The organism is Streptomyces sp. NPDC046197, from assembly GCF_040646295.1.
In the GTDB taxonomy this organism is placed as follows: Bacteria; Actinomycetota; Actinomycetes; order Streptomycetales; family Streptomycetaceae; genus Streptomyces.
Map to the genome: position 1 here is coordinate 24151 of NZ_JBEYZY010000041.1, position 16546 is coordinate 40696.

Here is a 16546-nt window from a genome sequence, read left to right on the forward strand (position 1 = left end):
GGGACTACAGGACGGCCAGGTCGATCAGCCAGAAGGAGCAGGCCGCCACGATCGCGGCCGCCGGCATGGTGATGAACCAGCCCAGGACGATGTTCTTCGCGACGCCCCAGCGCACGGCGTTCAGCCGCTTGGTGGCGCCCACGCCCATGATCGCGGAGGTGATCACATGGGTCGTCGAGATCGGCGCCTTGAACAGGAAGGCCGTCGTGAACATGATCGACGCACCCGTCGTCTCCGCCGCGAACCCCTGCGGCGGGTCCAGCTCGATGATCTTGCGGCCCAGGGTGCGCATGATGCGCCACCCGCCCGCGTAGGTGCCCAGCGAGAGCATCAGCGCGGAGACCAGCTTCACCCACACCGGGATCGGTTGCCCGTACTTCTCGACGTCGGCGATGACCAGCGCCATCACCACGACGCCCATGGTCTTCTGGGCGTCCTGCAGACCGTGGCCGAGGGCCATGCCGGCCGCGGACACCGTCTGCGCTATGCGGAAGCCGCGTTTGGCCTTGTGCGGGTTGGCCCGGCGGAAGATCCACATGATCGCCGTCATCACCAGATAGCCGACGATCACGCCGACCACCGGCGACAGGAACATCGGGGTGACGACCTTGTCCAGCACTCCGGACCAGTACACGGTCGTACCGCCCGCCAGCGCCGCACCCACCAGTCCTCCGAACAGCGCGTGCGACGAGGAGGAGGGCAGGCCGAAGTACCAGGTGACCAGGTTCCAGACGATGGCGCCGAGCAGCGCCGCGAAGAGGATCCCCATCCCCTTGCCGCCCGAGGGGGTCTGGATCAGGCCTTCACTGACCGTCTTGGCGACCCCGCTGCCGAGGAACGCACCGGCGAGGTTCATCACGGCCGCCATGGCCAGCGCCGCCCGCGGGGTGAGCGCGCGCGTCGAGACCGAAGTGGCGATGGCGTTCGCGGAGTCGTGGAAGCCGTTGGTGTAGGCGAAACCGAGCGCGACCAGGATGGTCAGGATCAGGGCAAAGGTGTCCATGGACGCCTCAGGACTCCTTGACCGCGATGGTCTCCACCGTGTTGGCCACGTGCTCGAAGGCGTCCGCCGCCTCTTCCAGCACGTCCACGATCTGCTTGAGCTTGAGGACCTCGATCGCGTCGTACTTGCCGTTGAACAGGTGCGCCAGGAGCTTGCGGTGGATCTGGTCCGCCTGGTTCTCCAGACGGTTCACCTCGATCCAGTACTCGGTGAGGTTCTCCATGGTGCGCAGGTGCGGCATGGCCTCCGCGGTCAGCTCCGCCGCCCGGGCCAGGACCTCGATCTGCTGTTCGACGCCCTTGGGCAGTTCCTCGACGTTGTAGAGGACGACCAGGTCGACGGCCTCCTCCATGAAGTCCATGATGTCGTCGAGGGACGACGCGAGGGAGTAGATGTCCTCGCGGTCGAAGGGTGTGATGAACGAGGAGTTCAGCTGGTGGAAGATCGCGTGCGTGGCGTCGTCACCCGCGTGTTCCGCTGCCCGCATACGCTCTGCGATCTCGGCCCGGGCGGATGCGTCCGCCCCGAGCAGTTCCATCAGGAGTTTCGAGCCGGTGACGATGTTGTCCGCGGAGGCGGCGAACATGTCATAGAAGCTCGTCTCCCTGGGGGTCAGACGAAAGCGCACGTGGGGTCCTCGGGGTGCTTCGGTTTCGGTCAGGGTGATGCTAAGGGCATCATCCGGCCACGGCTAAGGGGCCGTCCCCCAGTGTCGCCCATCAGGCATGGTGCTCCGCACGGGGGCAGGCCAAGGGTCCTGTACCCGGCAAAGTTCGTTACCATATACCCGGCAGGGGTATGTATCCGCAACGGGAGGACTCGATGACGACCACCGAGGCCGGCGCGGCGGCGTCCTCCGGGGCGACCGGGCACGCCACGCACGGGTACCACGAGCAGAAGGACGAGCACCTCAAGCGGCTGCGCCGGATCGAGGGCCAGATCCGCGGGCTGCAGCGGATGGTCGACGAGGACGTCTACTGCATCGACATACTCACCCAGGTGTCCGCCTCCACCAAGGCGCTGCAGTCCTTCGCCCTGCAGCTGCTGGAGGAACACCTGCGCCACTGCGTGGCCGACGCGGCCCTCAAGGGGGGCTCCGAGATCGACGCCAAGGTGGAGGAGGCCACGAAGGCGATCGGGCGGCTGCTGCGCACCTGACGCCGGGCGGGCCGGCCGCCCGGCGCCTGCCTGGTCGGGTTTCAGCCGCCGGAGGCGTCCCGCTCCTCGGCCACCCTCAGGACCTCGTCGATGCTTTCCAGACTGAGCCGCTCGTCGGCCGCCGAGGCCGCGATGATCAGTTCTCCGCACAGCTCGATCTCGGCGAGGGCCACGTGGTCCTGAACTGCCGTACCGCCGACCGGAGCCACGTGCGTCACCTCTTCTCTGCTGTTACCGACTTCCTAGAGTAGGGAGCGGCCTACACACCGCGCATGGCACGGAAGGGCTAGTTCGCCGGTCATTTCTCGCCTCACTTCTCGCCTCACTTCTCGGCGACGCGCCCGGCGTAGATGTCCTTCGAGTGCGGCAGTGTCACGGTCACGGGGGTCCCGAAGGCGTACAGCAGCGTCGTCGAGAAGACCGCCACGGTGCCCTTCTGCTGCCCGTTCACGAAGCTGAAGCGCTGCCGGATCTTGCGGATGCGTCCCTGGTCGTCGAGATACACGTCGAACGGGACATCCGCCGTGGCGAACCCTTTCGCCGCCGCCCGCAACGCCGCCTCGTCGGCATCCGTGGCACTGTGCGCCGCCAGTGCCAGGTCCGCGGTGCCGCGGTAGTGGCGCACCGCGACCCCCGCCACCTCGGTCGCCCCGACGTACGACGCCGTGCGCGTCCCGCGCAGCACCTCGGCGGCGGCGAACGGGTCGGTGGCGCCGCCGGTGACGAGGTTGCCGTCGGAGAGCGTGGCCGTGTCGACCCGTACCCACTTGTCGGCCGGCACGCCCGCGCCCCGGTTCTTCATGAACAGGGCGCCCGGGGCGAGGAGTTCGGTGATCGGCCGGTGCTCGGGGGTTCCGGCCGGGTCCTGCGGCAGCACCACCGTCAGCCGTCCGAGCTGGCTGCGGAAGTCGTAGGCGCCCTCGCCGCGGATCGTCACCCGGGTCCCGCCGGTGGCCATCTCCATCGACGTACGGGTCTGGGAACTGCCCGCCGCCAGCAGCGCGTCGGCGGCCTGGCGCAGCGTCTGCACCGGGTCGGCCGCGGCTCGCGCGTCCTCGGCGGCGGCACCGCTGCCGGAGCATCCGGTGGCGCCCCCGCAGACCAGGAGCCCCGCCGTGAGCAGTGCCCCGCTCGCCCGTCGCCTCTGCCGCCGCTCCGCCATCGCCTGCCTACCCCCAGCCGCTACGTCTGTCACGGGCCCCCTGTCGTTCCGGTTAACGACGGGTAGGTGGCCCCCGTCACGCGCCGAACCGGCCCTGGGGAGGGGATACGAGCTGTTTACCCAGTGTGGGTAACGTTGTCGGCGTGGCGCAGCAGGAGGGGCTCGGCCCTGCCGGGGCAGATCAGGAACACCGCACGACCACCGTCGAACAGGGCCGTTTCTGTCTTGCCTGCTGCAGCTGCGGCTGGCGCGGCCCGGCCCGGCGGGCCCGCAGCCTGGCCCGCGCGGACGCCGCGGGGCACCAGGCGGGCGGCTGAGCGGGGTGCGTGCCGTCAGGCCAGGCGCAGCGTGGTCAGCAGTTCGTCGACCAGTTCCCGGTCGCGGTACTGGGTCAGACGGCTGCGGGCGGCCGCGGGGGACAGCCAGAGGATGCGGTCCACCTCGTCGCTCGGCGTGAAACGGCACCCGGTGGCCTCGGCCGCCCAGTAACGCACTTGCTTGAGGCGGCCGTTGGCCATGTAGCGCAGGGTGCTGAGCTCGGCGCCCGGGACCGCGGTGCAGCCCGTCTCCTCCGCGACCTCGCGCAGGGCTCCCGCGAGCGGGTCCTCGCCGCGCTTGAGCTTGCCCTTGGGCCAGGACCAGTCGTCGTACTTCGGCCGGTGGACGAGGCACAGTTCGAGTGCCCCGTCCACCGGCGAACGACGCCACAGGACGCAGCCGGCCGCGCGGACGACGGGTTCCTTCGTGCGAGTCACCGGTTGCCTCACCGCTTCCTCAGGGAGCGTTGACCGTCTGCTTCTGCCACGCCTGCTGGAAGGCGAACCTGGCCGCCTCCACCTCGTGCCGCTGGTCGGCGTGGAGCACGCCGAGCGCGTACGCCGTGGCCGGGGCGATGCGCGGCGTGCGGGCGGCCGCCGCCGCGGCCGCCGCCGCCTCCGAGGCGTCGCGGTGCCGGTTGAGGGCCTGGCCGGCCGTCATCAGCCGGACGTCCACGGGGGCTCCCCCGAGCTCGTCACTGTGCAGGACCTCGCGGGCGTACCGGTACAGGCGCAGCAGCAGGCGGACCTGGTGCCAGGGCGCGTCCTGCGCGTGCGGGGACGGATCCGGGGCCAGGCCGTGGATCAGCGCCTCCGCGTTGTACGGGCTGCCCGCGGTGACCAGCGGCAGGACGGCCACGGCCCCTGTCAGCCGCTCCTCCGCGGCGGCTGCCAGGGGGCGCAGGTCAGCGGTGGCCGCGCTCGAGGTGAGCGGGACGTCGCTGGCCAGGACGGCGACCTTGTCGGCGACGGCGTGGAAGCGGCTTGATCCGAGGGCCTGCAGGGCCGTGGAGTGCGCTCGGGTCCGGGCCAGGGTCAGCTGGCGTTCCAGCAGGGCGCCCGCCTTCGCCGCGCCCACCGTGAGGTTGCCGCGGTCCGGTGTGGCCGGCTGCGGCGGGGGCACGGCGGGGCCGGCCGGGCGGCTGCCCACGGCGACGCCGGCGGCGGCCGGCGGGGCGGGCAGTGCCGTGGAGCCCGACAGCCGGTGCAGGGCCAGCAACAGGCGTTCCAGACGTCCCTGGTAGGCGTGTTCACGCGCCAGCGTGCCCGACAGCCAGGCCAGTTCGGGCCGCAGCTCCTCCGACCAGTTCTCCTCCAGCAGGGGGCGGAAGGTGTGCAGACTGCCGCTGATCCGGCGGGCCGAGCGGCGCAGGGCGCGCGCCGCGTCGACGGCCTCCTCCGAGCCGTTGTTCGCCGCGCCGCCGGTCTCCCGGTGCAGACGCAGTGCGCGGAGGAACTCCGTGGCCTGCGTGCGCAGATAACCCGCGAGGGCGTCGGCGGTGGGCGCCCCCGCGGCCGAGAGCTTGGCGGGCGGCCCGGCCGTGGGGTCCGTCGGTTCAAGGTGTTGCTGTGCCACGCCGGCGCCTCCGGGCGTCTATGAGCATCTCCTGGACGTTGCGCAGGGGTTGGCCGTCCGCGTCGGTCGCGTGCCTGGTCCACTCGCCGTCCGGCCCCAGGTGCCAGGAGGCGGTGCTGTCGGACATGCCGGTCTCCAGCAGCCGGTTGAGCGACGCCCGGTGGGCCGGGTCGACGACCCGGACCAGGGCCTCGATTCGCCGGTCCAGGTTGCGGTGCATCATGTCGGCGCTGCCGATCCACACTTCGGGCTCGCCACCGTTGCCGAAGGCGAAGACCCGGGAGTGCTCCAGGAAGCGCCCGAGGATGGACCGTACGCGAATGTTCTCGGACAGCCCCGTCACGCCGGGGCGCAGCGCGCAGATGCCACGCACCCAGACGTCGACCGGCACCCCTGCCTGGGACGCGCGGTAGAGGGCGTCGATGATCGCCTCGTCGACCATCGAGTTGACCTTGATGCGGATGAAGGCGGGACGCCCGGCACGGTGGTGCTGGACCTCCTTGTTGATCCGCGCTACGAGGCCGTCCCGCAGGGACTTGGGGGCGACCAGCAGCCGCCGGTAGGTCTCGCGGCGCGAGTAGCCCGACAGCCGGTTGAACAGGTCGGACAGGTCCGCGCCCACCTGCGGGTCGGCGGTGAGCAGACCCAGGTCCTCGTACAGACGGGCCGTCTTCGGGTGGTAGTTGCCCGTGCCGACGTGGCTGTAGCGCCGCAGGGTGTCGCCCTCCTGCCGGACCACCAGCGACAGCTTGCAGTGGGTCTTCAGGCCGACCAGGCCGTACACGACGTGGCAGCCGGCCTCCTCCAGCTTGCGTGCCCACTTGATGTTGGCGTGCTCGTCGAAGCGGGCCTTGATCTCGACCAGGACGAGGACCTGCTTGCCGGACTCGGCGGCGTCGATGAGCGCGTCGACTATGGGGGAGTCGCCCGAGGTCCGGTACAGGGTCTGCTTGATGGCGAGCACGTCGGGGTCGGCGGCCGCCTGCTCCAGGAAGGCCTGGACGGAGGTCGAGAAGGAGTCGTACGGGTGGTGCAGGAGCACGTCCCGGCTGCGCAGGGCGGCGAAGATGTCCGGCGCCGACGCCGACTCCACCTCGGCGAGGTCGCGGTGGGTGCCGGCGACGAACTTCGGGTACTTCAGCTCGGGCCGGTCGAGGCTGTGGATGCGGAAGAGGCCGGTGAGGTCCAGGGGGCCCGGCAGCGGGTACACCTCGGCCTCGCTGATCTTCAGCTCCCGTACCAGCAGGTCGAGCACCTCGCGGTCGATGGACTCCTCGACCTCCAGGCGCACCGGCGGCCCGAAGCGGCGCCGCATGAGCTCCTTCTCCAGGGCCTGGAGCAGGTTCTCGGCGTCGTCCTCCTCGACTTCGAGGTCCTCGTTGCGCGTGATGCGGAAGGCGTGGTGCTCCAGCACCTCCATGCCGGGGAACAGCTCCTCCAGGTGCGCGGCGATGACGTCCTCGATGGGCACGTACCGGCCCGGGGAGCTCTCCAGGAAGCGGGACAGCAGCGGCGGCACCTTCACCCGGGCGAAGTGCCGGTGGCCGCTGACCGGGTTGCGCACGACCACGGCCAGGTTCAGGGACAGGCCGGAGATGTACGGGAACGGGTGTGCCGGGTCGACCGCCAGGGGGGTCAGCACCGGGAAGATCTGGTGCCGGAAGAGCGTGAACAGGCGGGCCTGCTCCTTCTCGGCGAGCTCGCCCCAGCGGACCAGGTGGATGCCCTCCTCCGCGAGGGCGGGCGCGACGTCCTCGTGGAAGCAGGCGGCATGCCGGGCCATGAGCTCGCGCGAGCGGGCCCAGATCATCTCCAGCACCTGGGTCGGCTGCAGTCCGGAGGCGGACCGGGTGGCGACCCCGGTGGCGATACGGCGCTTCAGACCGGCGACCCGGACCATGAAGAACTCGTCCAGGTTGCTGGCGAAGATCGCCAGGAAGTTGGCCCGTTCGAGCAGGGGCGTTTCCGGGTCCTCGGCGAGTTCGAGGACGCGCTCGTTGAAGGCGAGCCAGCTGCGCTCCCGGTCGAGGAACCGGCCCTGTGGCAGCTGTGCCCCGTCAACCTGCGCTTCCTCGTACGCGTCGAGGTCGGCATCGATGTCGGGTTCCAGGTCGGAGACCGCCGCCGCCACGGTGTGCGGGCGGTGGGCGGCTATGGAGCCCACGGAGGGCTGCGCGTGCTGGACCTGTGCCTGGGTGTCTGGCTGGCTCATGGACCCATTCTTCCGCGCCAGAGGCGGGACGGGCGCGTCGGACAGCGCGGGCGGGAGCACTGCGGCGGCGGAGTGGCCCCCGCTCGGCCGAGGCCGCGAGTGGGCGGGAGCGACCCCGTTCCCCGCGGTCCCCTCGGGGGGCGGCGAAGGCTCTGGCACGGCGGGCTTCATTGGCCGAGCGTCGCAAGTCCGGCTGAATCGTTGGTTACGGAGACATGACGTGCGGGATATCGGGGGGCGGCCCGCGGAAGTCCGCGGGCGCGGGGGCCGTGCCGCGGTCAGGGCGTGCGGCGCACGTGGGCGCGTATGTCTCGAATGGCCGTGCGTACACCGGTCTCAGGCCGTGCGGCGGCGCAGCAGCGTGAAGGCGGCCAGGGTCAGCAGGCCGGTCAGCGCCAGGACGAGGGCCGTGGTGGTGAGCTGCAGGGGCCAGTAGTGCGAGGCGGGGTGAAAGGTGCTGTAGAAGCCGGTGGCATCGAGCTTGTCGTGAATGGCACGGCACTCCGCCTCCGTGCCGTAGCCGCACCCGGGATCGGGGATGTGCGCACCGGTGGAGGTGACCAGGCCCTGGCCGACCTGGAGGCCCGAGCCCGGGTAGCCGGTCGTGAGGCTGCCGACCCGGATGACGGCCGGCCACAGGTGGGGCAGGGCCAGGCCGGCGGTGACGCGCACCGCGCCCGTGAGGACGGCGGCGGCGCCGATCGCGGCCAGGGAGCGACGCGAGACCAGGCCGGCAAGGGCTCCGGCGGCCAGGCCGCACAGGGCGAAGGCGACCGTCGTCGGGCCGTTGCTGTGCAGGGTCACGTCGTCGTACCAGGGCTTGGCGGTGTCGATCCGGCCCTCGCCCGCCGGCCACGCCAGGTGGTGCAGCACGACCAGCAGGCCCGTTCCGGCGGCGACCAGCGCGGCCGGAACGCCGAGCGCGGTCGCCGTCCAGCGCGCCGGGGAGACGCCCTGGGTCCAGACCAGCCGGGCGGTGCCGCTCTCCAGTTCGCGGCCGAACAGGGCGCCCGCCCAGGCGGCCACGAGGAACGGGAGGACCGTGAGGGTGACGGTCGTCCTGGGTGTCGGAGCATGGCGCGGAAAGTCAGGTACCGCCGTGTGAACCGATGGGCGGGCCCGGTCCGATGAGGAGACGTGAGCGAAACGCGAAGCGACGGAGAGCTGCTGCGGGCCATCGCGGCGGACGGCGACCGGCGCGCCTTCGAGGAGCTGTACCGGCGGTACGCGCCGTGGCTGTCGGCGCGGCTGCGCGGTCGCTGCGCCGATGCCGCCCTCGTCGACGACGTGGTCCAGGAGACCTTCCTCGCGGTCTGGCGGGGTGCCGCCCGCTACCGGGAGGAGGGCCGCACCCCGGACGCGGCGGGGTGGCTGTGGCGCATCGCCGCGCGGCGGCTGATCGACGCGCTGCGCGGTGACGGGGCGCGCGGGCGGCTGCGGCAGGCGCTGACGCGGCTGAGGCACCGCGACGAGGCGTCCGCGGAGGAGCGCGTGCTCGCGGGGGTGGAGCACGGGGACCTCGCGGGCGCCCTCACCCGGCTCTCGCCGGAACTGCGGGCCGTCCTGCAGGCCACGGTGATCGACGGGCTCAGCACCCGGGAGGCGGCCGTCCTGCTCGGCATTCCGGCCGGCACGGTCAAGACACGGGCCATGCGGGCCCGCAAGCAGCTGCGGGAGGCACTGGCATGACCTGGCACGTTGCCGAAGAGGACCTGCGGGCGTATGTGCGCGGCGAGCTGGCCCCGCCCCTGCTGTGGTCCGCCGACACCCATCTCGCCGCCTGCGCCGATTGCCGGGCCCGGCTCGCCCCGGTGAGCGACCCGGTTGCGCTGGCCGTCGGCTGGGAGCGGCTGGACGCGGAGCTCGACGCGCCGCGGCCCGGACTGTTCGAGGGACTGCTGCTGCGGCTCGGCCTGGCCGACCACACGGCACGGCTGCTGGCCGCGACGCCGGTGCTGCGCCGGTCGTGGCTGCTGGCGGTGGCCGCGGTACTGATGATGGCGGCGGCCGCGTCCGACGCCCTGCGCTCGCCGCAGTCGCCCACCCTGTTCCTGGCGCTCGCCCCGTTGCTGCCGCTCGCGGGGGTGGCCCTGGCGTACGGCCCGGCGCTCGACCCGACGTACGAGATGGCCGTGGTCGCCCCGCTGCACGGGTTCCGGCTGCTGCTCGTGCGCACGGTCGCCGTACTGGCCGTCGGGCTCGGGCTGAACGGGCTCGCCACCCTCGCGCTGCCCGGGTACGGGCTGGGCGCGCTGGCCTGGCTGCTGCCCGGGCTCGCCCTCACCTCGACCGGTCTGGCGCTCTCCACCCGGCTGGGTCCGGTCCTGGCCCCCGCCCTGACCGGCATGGCGTGGGTCGGGCTGCTGGTGGTGGCCCGTGAGGCGACCCCGGGGACCGCGCCCCTCCCACCGTTCACCGCGGCGGGCCAGGCGGTCGCGGCCGCCGTCGCCGCCCTCGCCACCGGGCTGGTCTTCGTCCTGCGCGACCGCTTCGACTCCGCCCGCGCCCCCTTCACCGACCTGTCCCACGGGAGCACTTCGTGACCGTCACCGTTTCCGCCTCCGGGCTGGCCGTCCGCTACGGCGGCACCACCGCGCTGGACGACGTCTCCCTGCGGCTGGGCGAGGGCATCACCGGGCTGCTGGGTCCCAACGGGGCCGGCAAGACCACCCTGCTGCGGGTGCTCGCCACGGCCGTGCCGCCCGACCGGGGCGCCCTCACGGTGCTCGGCCACGACCCGGCCACGGCGCCGGGCCGTCTCGCGGTGCGCCGCTCGCTCGGCTACCTGCCGCAGAACCCCGGCTTCCACCCCGACTTCACCGCGTTCGCGTTCGTCGACTACGTGGCGATCCTGAAGGAGCTGACCGACCGCGGGGCACGCCACCGCGAGGTGCGGCGGGTGCTGGAGGAGGTCGGCCTCGGCGACGTCCGCGGCCGGCGCATCAAGCGGCTGTCCGGGGGCATGCGGCAGCGGGTCGCCCTGGCCGCCGCGCTGGTCGGCGAACCACGTTTCCTCGTCCTGGACGAGCCGACCGTCGGCCTCGACCCCGAGCAGCGGATGCGCTTCCGGGACCTGATCACCCGCACCGGCGAGGGCCGCACGGTGCTGCTGTCCACCCACCAGACCGAGGACGTCGCGATGCTCTGCCACCGCGTGATCGTCATGGCCGGCGGCCGGGTCCGCTTCGAGGGCACCCCCGCCGAGCTGACCGCGCGGGCGGCCGGACGGGTGTGGAGCAGCGCGGACCGCGACCCGGGCGCACGCGCCGGATGGCGTACGGGCACGGGGGCCTTCCGCAACGTCGGCGACCCGCCCGCGGGCGCCGACCTCCTCGAACCCTCTCTTGAGGACGGCTATCTGCTCGCCCTCGACGACACCGGAGCGGAGGCGGCTGCCCGATGACCACGACGCTCGAGTCCCCCGCGCCGGCGGCCACCGAAGCGGCGTACGAGGGGCGGCGCCGGCCGGCCGTCGTCGCCCTCGCCCGCTTCGAGGCTCGCGAACTGCTGCTCAAGGTCCCGGTGTTCGCCGTCCTCGTGCTGTATCTGGCCGAGACCGGCTGGGCGATGTTCTCCGGCCACGAGGGCATGGACGACTTCCCGGCGCTCCAGGACGTCGACCGGGCCACCCAGAGCGGGTCCCTGCTGGTCGGCGTCGCCCTGTTCGCCTGCGCCAACCGGGCCGTGCTGCGCTCCCGCCGCCGGGGCACCGACCGGCACTTCGACGTGCTGGTGATGGAGCCGTGGCGGCGGACGCTGGGGCACGCCCTCTCGGTCGTCCCGTTCGCGCTGCTCGTCGCACTGGTCGTCGCCTTCCGGTTCGGCCGGGCGGCGGTCGAGCCGGGCGCGGTCGGCCACGGCTCGGTCGCCGAACTGGCGGTGGGCCCGCTGACCGTGCTCCTGGGCGGCGTCGCGGGGGTGCTGCTGGGCCGTCTGATCCCGTCCTCCTTCGCCGCTCCGCTGTTCGCGGTCGCCCTCTACGTGGCCGTCACCTACGTCGGGGTGTTCGCCGACAACGCCCTCTGGTCCCGCTGGCTCGCCCCGGTCGTCGAGGACAGGGGCGCGGACCCCTTCCCCTCCGACCTGGTGGGCCGCCCCGCCGCCTGGCACGCCCTCTACCTGACCGGTCTCGTCGCGACCCTGCTGGGCGCCGCGCTGCTGCGCAGCGGCGGCCGCACGGTCCGCGTCAAGGCGGTGACCGCCCTCGCCCTCGCCGCCACGGCCGCCGGGATCGCCGGCCAGGCCCAGGGCCCGTCGGCCGCCCTGGAGGCGGCCAGGGCCAAGGTCTCCGTCAGCCCCGAGCAGGCCGAGTCCTGCACCGTGCGCGGCACCACGACCTACTGCGCCCTGCCCGAGTGGACCGGGCGCACCGCCGAGTGGGCGAAGACCGTCACGCGCGTGCAGTCCCTCGCGGGCGGCAGCGCCGCCGGGCAGCGGCTGACCGTACGACAGCGCGTCGACGCCCGCGACGGCCTGCAGAACGACCCCTACTACGAGCCCCTCACCCGGCGCGGCGAGACCACCGTCCTCACCCGCTGGGGCGGCAACCGCATCCCCGAGTTCTCGGTCGGGCTGGCCTCGGTGCTGGTCGCGGGGGACGAGAAGGCCGGTGCCGCGGTGTGCGACGGCCGGGTGGTGACCGTCATGTGGCTCGCGCTCGGCAACGACCCCGCCCCGATGACCGCCCTGCGCAACGTCCGCCTCGACGACAGCGTCAAGGGATCCGCATATGTGCTCACCCCCACGAACGGACTCAAGATGAGCGCCGAACAGACGCGGATCGTGCGGGAGTTGCTGCACCGTCCGCGCCCGCAGGTCACCGCAGCGGTCAAGGCCCACTGGGCCGAGCTGACCGCTCCCGGAGTCCCGACGGTGCGCGTGGGCCGGCTGCTGGGCGTGCCGTCCGCGGCGCCGGGGACGGAGAGCGAGGACGCGTGCGGCGAGTGACGGTACGGCCTGCGCGGGCGGCGCCGCGCACGGCCTCGGTGAGCGGCGTGGGGACGGTGATCGGCGCCCTGGTGCGCCCGGAGTGGCGGTCCCTGCCGTGGCCGGCGCTCGCGGGAGCGGGTGCGCTCGGGCTGCTGACCGCGGGGGTCGTGCGGCTGCCCGGTCAGGAACCGGACGTGGTGGCCGCCCTGGTGCTGCTGCGGCTGGCCGCGCTCGGCGGCGGGCTCTCACTGGCGTTCGTCTCCGACGATCCCGCCCGGCACACCACCGCCGCGGTACCGGTGCGGCGCGCGGTGCGGGCGGCGCTGCGGGTGGCGCTCCTCGCCCCGCTCGTGGTGGCCTGGTGGACGGCGATGCTGTTCCTGGTGCCGGCGGAGGCGCGGCCTCCGGCCGGCGCGGTGACCCTGGAGGCGGCCGCCGTCGCCACCGGCGCGCTGGCCCTCGCGGCGGCCGCGGTGCGCTTCGGGGACGAGCCCCGGCCGGGCGGCGGCATCGCGGTCACGCTGCTCGTGCTGGCTCTCGTCGCGGTGCTCGTGCCGCGACGCTGGAGCCTGCTGGTGCTGCCGGACGACCCGAACTGGGCGGCGGCGCACGGGTGGTGGGCGGCGATCCTGATGCTGGCGGGGGCCGTGTGGGCGATGTGCGTGCCGGAGCCGCTGAGACGCCGGTCGGTCCGCTCCGGCCGGCCGCCGGTCACGTCTCGGTGCGGTACATCAGGTCCGTCTCGTACGTGGTGAACCCCATCCGCTCGTACACGGAGACCGCCGCCTTGTTGTCGGCGTCGACGTAGAGCATCGCCGTCGGCAGCTCCTGTGCCGCCAGGTGCCGCAGCCCGACCACCGTGAGGGCCCTGCCGAGCCCGCCGCCCTGGGCGCCGGGGGCGACGCCGAGGACGTACACCTCCCCGAGCTGCTCCTGTGCGTGCACCTTGGTCCAGTGGAAGCCGACCAGCCGGCCCTCCCGCTCGGCCAGGAAGAACCCGCGTGGATCGAACCACGGCTCCCCCTGGCGGTCGTCCAGGTCCCGCTGGGTGAGCGAGCCCTGCTCGGGATGGTGGGCGAACGCCTCCGCGTTGACGGCGAGCCACGCGGCGTCGTCCTCGCCGGGGACGAAGGTCCGTACCGTCACGCCCTCGGGCAGCTTCGGTTCGGGCAGACCGAAGCCGGTGAGCGGCCGCCGCATCTGGCGCAGTTCGCGGAAGAGGGTGAGCCCGAGGACCTGCGCGAGGTGGCGGGCGGAGGAGTGCCCGCCGTGCGCCCACACCCGCAGCCGCCTGCCCGAGGCGGCCAGCAGCGCCGAGCCGAGCGCCCGCCCGTGGCCGTGCCCCCGGTGCGAGGGGTGTACGACCAGCTCGGCGGCGGGCGCCTCCACGGGGTCGGTGTCCTCCAGCTGGGCATAGCCGACGAGTTCGTCGTCGACGGTGAGCAGCAGATGGGACACGCCCTCGCGGGCCCCGCCGCGCAGCTGCAGCCGGCCCTGCTCGGACACCGCCTGCTGCCCGTCGTTGCGGGCGGCGTCCGCCAGCAGGTCGAGCACGGCCTCGGCCTGGTCCGGGGAGAGTGCGGAGCGGGTCTCGATGGAGCGGGCGATCGGTGCGGTGTCGTCGCTGGTCATGCGTATGAGAGTACGGCGCGGCCGCCGGGTCAGGGAGTTTCCGGTGGTGGCACTGGTGCGCCCGGCAGGCGTACGGTCGCCACCGTGCCGCCGTCCCCGGCCGGGGCCAGGGCGACCTCGCCGCCGGCCTGCTCGATCGTGCGGGCGACGATGGACAGGCCCAGGCCCGAACCGGGCAGGGCGCGTGCGCTCGGCGAGCGCCAGAAACGGTCGAAGACGTGCGGGAGTTCGTCGGCGGGGATGCCGGGGCCGTGGTCGCGGACGGTCAGCACGCCCCGCTCCAGGACGGCCTCGACCGTACCGCCCTCCGGGCTGAACTTCACCGCGTTGTCCAGGATGTTGACCACCGCCCGCTCCAGCGCGGACGGCTCCGCGCGGACGTACCAGGGGTCGAGGTCCGCCGTGATCGTCAGTTCCGGGCCGCGCAGCCGGGCCCGGCGCAGCGCCGCCTCCACCGTGTCGTGGAAGGCGATGACCTGCACCCGCTCGCCGCGTTGCCCCTCCGACCGGGAGAGCTCCTGCAGGTCGCCGATCAGCGACGCCAGTTCGGTCATCTGCGCCTTCACCGAGGCGAGCAGCGCCTTGCGGTCCGCCTCGGGGATCGGGCGGCCGGTCTCCTCGCTGCGGGTGAGGAGTTCGATGTTGGTGCGCAGGGAGGTCAAAGGCGTGCGCAGTTCGTGCCCCGCGTCCGCGATGAGCTGCTGCTGGAGCTCGCGGGAGCTGGCCAGGGCGGAGGTCATCGAGTTGAAGGAGCGGGACAGGCGGGCGACTTCGTCGTCGCTCTCCTCGTCGACCGGAATGCGGACGGAGAGGTCTTCGGTGCGGGCGATGTGTTCCGCCGCCTCGGTCAGCTTGTCGACCGGGCGCAGACTCGCGCGGGCCACGGCCAGGCCGGCCGCTCCGGCGCCGACCACGCCGATGCCGGAGACGAACAGCAGCAGCAGGGCGAGGTCGTTGAGGGTGCTCTGGGTGTTCCTGAGGGGGGCGGCCAGGACCAGGGCGTAGCCCGGAACCGGGGTGCGCGAGCTCACCTCTCCCCGGCCGACCGTCAGCGGCAGGGTCAGCACCCGGACGGTGTTTCCGCTGCTGTCGGAGTCGGTGCGCAGCTGGTTCCCGTCGTACCTCGGGTTCCTGGCCATGTCCTTGTCGACGGCGCGGGGCTGCACCAGGCCGGCCGAGTTCCGGAAGAGACAGGTGGTGCCGCTCGCGTCGACGATCTCGTAGTACTGCGACTTGGGGCCGGGGCCGAAGCCGTTGGTGCCGATCTGGCTCGACGCCGACTGGGGGCAGGTGGCGATGACGTTCGCGATGCTGGTGCCGTCCATCGGCACCCGGGCGGTGGCCCGCAGATCGTTGTCGATCTCGTTGTACAGCCGGTCCCGCACGATGAACCAGCAGGTCACCGAGACCGCGGCCACCGCGAACGCCACCGCCGCCGCCACCAGCAGCGCCAGCCGGGAGCGGATGGGCAGGGCGCGGAAGTGGCGTACCGCCTTGTTCACTCCGCGCCGCCCTGCCGCAGCACGTACCCGACGCCGCGCACGGTGTGCACCAGCCGCGGCTCGCCGTCGGCCTCGGTCTTGCGGCGCAGGTACATGACGTAGACGTCGAGGGAGTTCGACGAGGGCTCGAAGTCGAAGCCCCACACCGCCTTCAGGATCTGCTCTCGGGTGAGCACCTGGCGCGGGTGGGCCATGAACATCTCCAGCAGCGTGAACTCGGTGCGGGTCAGCTCGACCTGCCGCCCGCCGCGCGTGACCTCGCGCGTGGCGAGGTCCATGCGCAGGTCGCCGAAGGTGAGGGCCTCGCCCTCGTCGGCCCCGCCCGCCACCGCCGCGTACGAGCTGCGCCGCAGCAGCGCGCGGATCCGGGCGAACAGCTCGTCCAGCTCGAACGGCTTGACCAGGTAGTCGTCCGCCCCGGCGTCCAGACCCGTCACCCGGTCGCCGACGGTGTCGCGCGCCGTCAGCATCAGGATCGGGGTCGTGTCGCCCGCGCCGCGGATCCGGCGGGCGGCGGTCAGGCCGTCCATGCGCGGCATCTGGATGTCGAGGACCACCAGGTCCGGCTTGTACGCGGCCGCCTTGTCCAGCGCGTGCGCGCCGTCCACGGCGACCTCGGTGTCGTACCCCTCGAAGGCGAGGCTGCGCTGGAGTGCCTCGCGCACCGCGGGCTCGTCGTCGACGATCAGGATGCGCTGGGGGTCACGGTCGCCATCGGCGGGGCTCATCGCTCGCTGTTCCTCGGGGTGCGGTGGGTCGTGGGTGGGGCCCTCTCAGCCTCGCACGTTCGCGGGCCGTCGGGCGGGGTGCGCCGAGGCTCACCCCCGCACCGCCGTCAGCCGCCTCAGCGGCACCTTGTGGCGGTGCGGACGCACGGCGGAGGAGGTCCGCAGGCCCATCATCTGGGGTACCGCGACCTCGGGCGTGCGGCTCGCCGGGCTGTGGAGATCCTTGGCGACGCACAGGGGCAGGGCGACCCCCGCGGGGACGGTCGCGTCGACGGTGGCGGTCGTCTCGTGCACAAACTGCTCGATCATTGTCGTGCTCCTCTCACT

19 protein-coding genes are annotated in these 16546 nt (G+C 73.0%); 7 read left to right on the forward strand and 12 right to left on the reverse strand.

Going from position 1 to position 16546, the window contains the following annotated elements:
• Positions 1-4 precede the first annotated feature (4 nt).
• Together AB0A61_RS35160 and AB0A61_RS35165 are read right to left on the reverse strand one after the other, a co-directional pair.
• Entirely contained in the window at positions 5-1003 is a 999-nt protein-coding gene (locus tag AB0A61_RS35160; protein WP_361301741.1) for an inorganic phosphate transporter, read from the reverse strand.
• A gap of 7 nt (positions 1004-1010) precedes the next feature.
• Positions 1011-1631: a DUF47 family protein gene (locus tag AB0A61_RS35165; protein ID WP_020269925.1), complete on the reverse strand. Its 621-nt coding sequence runs from the start codon at positions 1629-1631 to the stop codon at positions 1011-1013.
• 194 nt (positions 1632-1825) lie between these two features.
• On the opposite strand from AB0A61_RS35165, the gene AB0A61_RS35170 reads away from it, so the two are divergent.
• Positions 1826-2161 (forward strand): metal-sensitive transcriptional regulator, encoded by a 336-nt coding sequence (locus AB0A61_RS35170; protein ID WP_361301744.1) that lies wholly within the window; start codon positions 1826-1828, stop codon positions 2159-2161.
• A 41-nt stretch (positions 2162-2202) separates the two neighbouring features.
• Here AB0A61_RS35170 and AB0A61_RS35175 read toward each other — a convergent pair whose 3' ends face one another.
• Together AB0A61_RS35175 and AB0A61_RS35180 are read right to left on the reverse strand one after the other, a co-directional pair.
• Entirely contained in the window at positions 2203-2379 is a 177-nt protein-coding gene (locus AB0A61_RS35175) for a hypothetical protein (RefSeq protein ID WP_361301747.1), read from the reverse strand.
• Positions 2380-2483: 104 nt separating this feature from the next.
• Positions 2484-3323, reverse strand: coding sequence for a hypothetical protein (locus AB0A61_RS35180; protein WP_361301750.1), 840 nt, complete (start codon positions 3321-3323; stop codon positions 2484-2486).
• 143 nt (positions 3324-3466) lie between these two features.
• On the opposite strand from AB0A61_RS35180, the gene AB0A61_RS35185 reads away from it, so the two are divergent.
• Positions 3467-3640: a hypothetical protein gene (locus AB0A61_RS35185; protein ID WP_361301753.1), complete on the forward strand. Its 174-nt coding sequence runs from the start codon at positions 3467-3469 to the stop codon at positions 3638-3640.
• A 15-nt stretch (positions 3641-3655) separates the two neighbouring features.
• On the opposite strand, the gene AB0A61_RS35190 is transcribed toward AB0A61_RS35185, so the two are convergent.
• The 4 genes from AB0A61_RS35190 to AB0A61_RS35205 all read right to left on the reverse strand — a co-directional run bounded on the left by AB0A61_RS35190 (position 3656) and on the right by AB0A61_RS35205 (position 8454).
• Positions 3656-4078 (reverse strand): NUDIX hydrolase, encoded by a 423-nt coding sequence (locus AB0A61_RS35190; RefSeq protein WP_361301756.1) that lies wholly within the window; start codon positions 4076-4078, stop codon positions 3656-3658.
• Positions 4079-4097: 19 nt separating this feature from the next.
• Entirely contained in the window at positions 4098-5216 is a 1119-nt protein-coding gene (locus AB0A61_RS35195) for a CHAD domain-containing protein (RefSeq protein WP_361301759.1), read from the reverse strand.
• Entirely contained in the window at positions 5197-7428 is a 2232-nt protein-coding gene (locus tag AB0A61_RS35200; RefSeq protein WP_361301762.1) for an RNA degradosome polyphosphate kinase, read from the reverse strand. Before AB0A61_RS35200 ends, AB0A61_RS35195 begins: the two co-directional genes overlap by 20 nt.
• A gap of 336 nt (positions 7429-7764) precedes the next feature.
• The gene (locus AB0A61_RS35205; protein ID WP_361301764.1) at positions 7765-8454 is read right to left on the reverse strand and encodes a hypothetical protein; all 690 of its coding nucleotides are present in this window, start codon (positions 8452-8454) and stop codon (positions 7765-7767) included.
• Between the two features lie 111 nt (positions 8455-8565).
• Between AB0A61_RS35205 and AB0A61_RS35210 the strand changes: the two genes are divergently transcribed.
• Genes AB0A61_RS35210 through AB0A61_RS35230 form a run of 5 tightly spaced genes read left to right on the forward strand, consistent with a single transcriptional unit; the run spans position 8566 to position 13112 of the window.
• Positions 8566-9117, forward strand: coding sequence for an RNA polymerase sigma factor (locus tag AB0A61_RS35210; protein WP_361301767.1), 552 nt, complete (start codon positions 8566-8568; stop codon positions 9115-9117).
• Complete coding sequence (locus AB0A61_RS35215; protein WP_361301770.1) at positions 9114-9971, forward strand: zf-HC2 domain-containing protein; 858 nt, start codon at positions 9114-9116, stop codon at positions 9969-9971. The genes AB0A61_RS35210 and AB0A61_RS35215 overlap by 4 nt, the downstream gene beginning before the upstream one ends.
• Complete coding sequence (locus AB0A61_RS35220; protein WP_361301773.1) at positions 9968-10831, forward strand: ABC transporter ATP-binding protein; 864 nt, start codon at positions 9968-9970, stop codon at positions 10829-10831. The genes AB0A61_RS35215 and AB0A61_RS35220 overlap by 4 nt, the downstream gene beginning before the upstream one ends.
• Entirely contained in the window at positions 10828-12375 is a 1548-nt protein-coding gene (locus AB0A61_RS35225) for an ABC transporter permease (protein ID WP_361301776.1), read from the forward strand. Before AB0A61_RS35220 ends, AB0A61_RS35225 begins: the two co-directional genes overlap by 4 nt.
• Positions 12372-13112, forward strand: a complete 741-nt coding sequence (locus tag AB0A61_RS35230; RefSeq protein WP_361301779.1) for an ABC transporter — start codon at positions 12372-12374, stop codon at positions 13110-13112. The genes AB0A61_RS35225 and AB0A61_RS35230 overlap by 4 nt, the downstream gene beginning before the upstream one ends.
• Here the strand turns inward: AB0A61_RS35230 and mshD are convergent.
• The 4 genes from mshD to AB0A61_RS35250 all read right to left on the reverse strand — a co-directional run bounded on the left by mshD (position 13069) and on the right by AB0A61_RS35250 (position 16528).
• A complete protein-coding gene (gene mshD, locus AB0A61_RS35235; RefSeq protein WP_361301782.1) occupies positions 13069-13989 on the reverse strand; it encodes a mycothiol synthase in 921 nt (306 codons plus the stop codon). The two genes, AB0A61_RS35230 and mshD, sit on opposite strands and share 44 nt — an antisense overlap.
• A 29-nt stretch (positions 13990-14018) precedes the next feature.
• Entirely contained in the window at positions 14019-15491 is a 1473-nt protein-coding gene (locus AB0A61_RS35240; RefSeq protein WP_361301785.1) for a HAMP domain-containing sensor histidine kinase, read from the reverse strand.
• Positions 15488-16219, reverse strand: coding sequence for a response regulator transcription factor (locus tag AB0A61_RS35245; RefSeq protein WP_361301787.1), 732 nt, complete (start codon positions 16217-16219; stop codon positions 15488-15490). Before AB0A61_RS35245 ends, AB0A61_RS35240 begins: the two co-directional genes overlap by 4 nt.
• Positions 16220-16309: 90 nt before the next feature.
• A complete protein-coding gene (locus AB0A61_RS35250; protein WP_361301790.1) occupies positions 16310-16528 on the reverse strand; it encodes a hypothetical protein in 219 nt (72 codons plus the stop codon).
• Positions 16529-16546 lie beyond the last annotated feature (18 nt).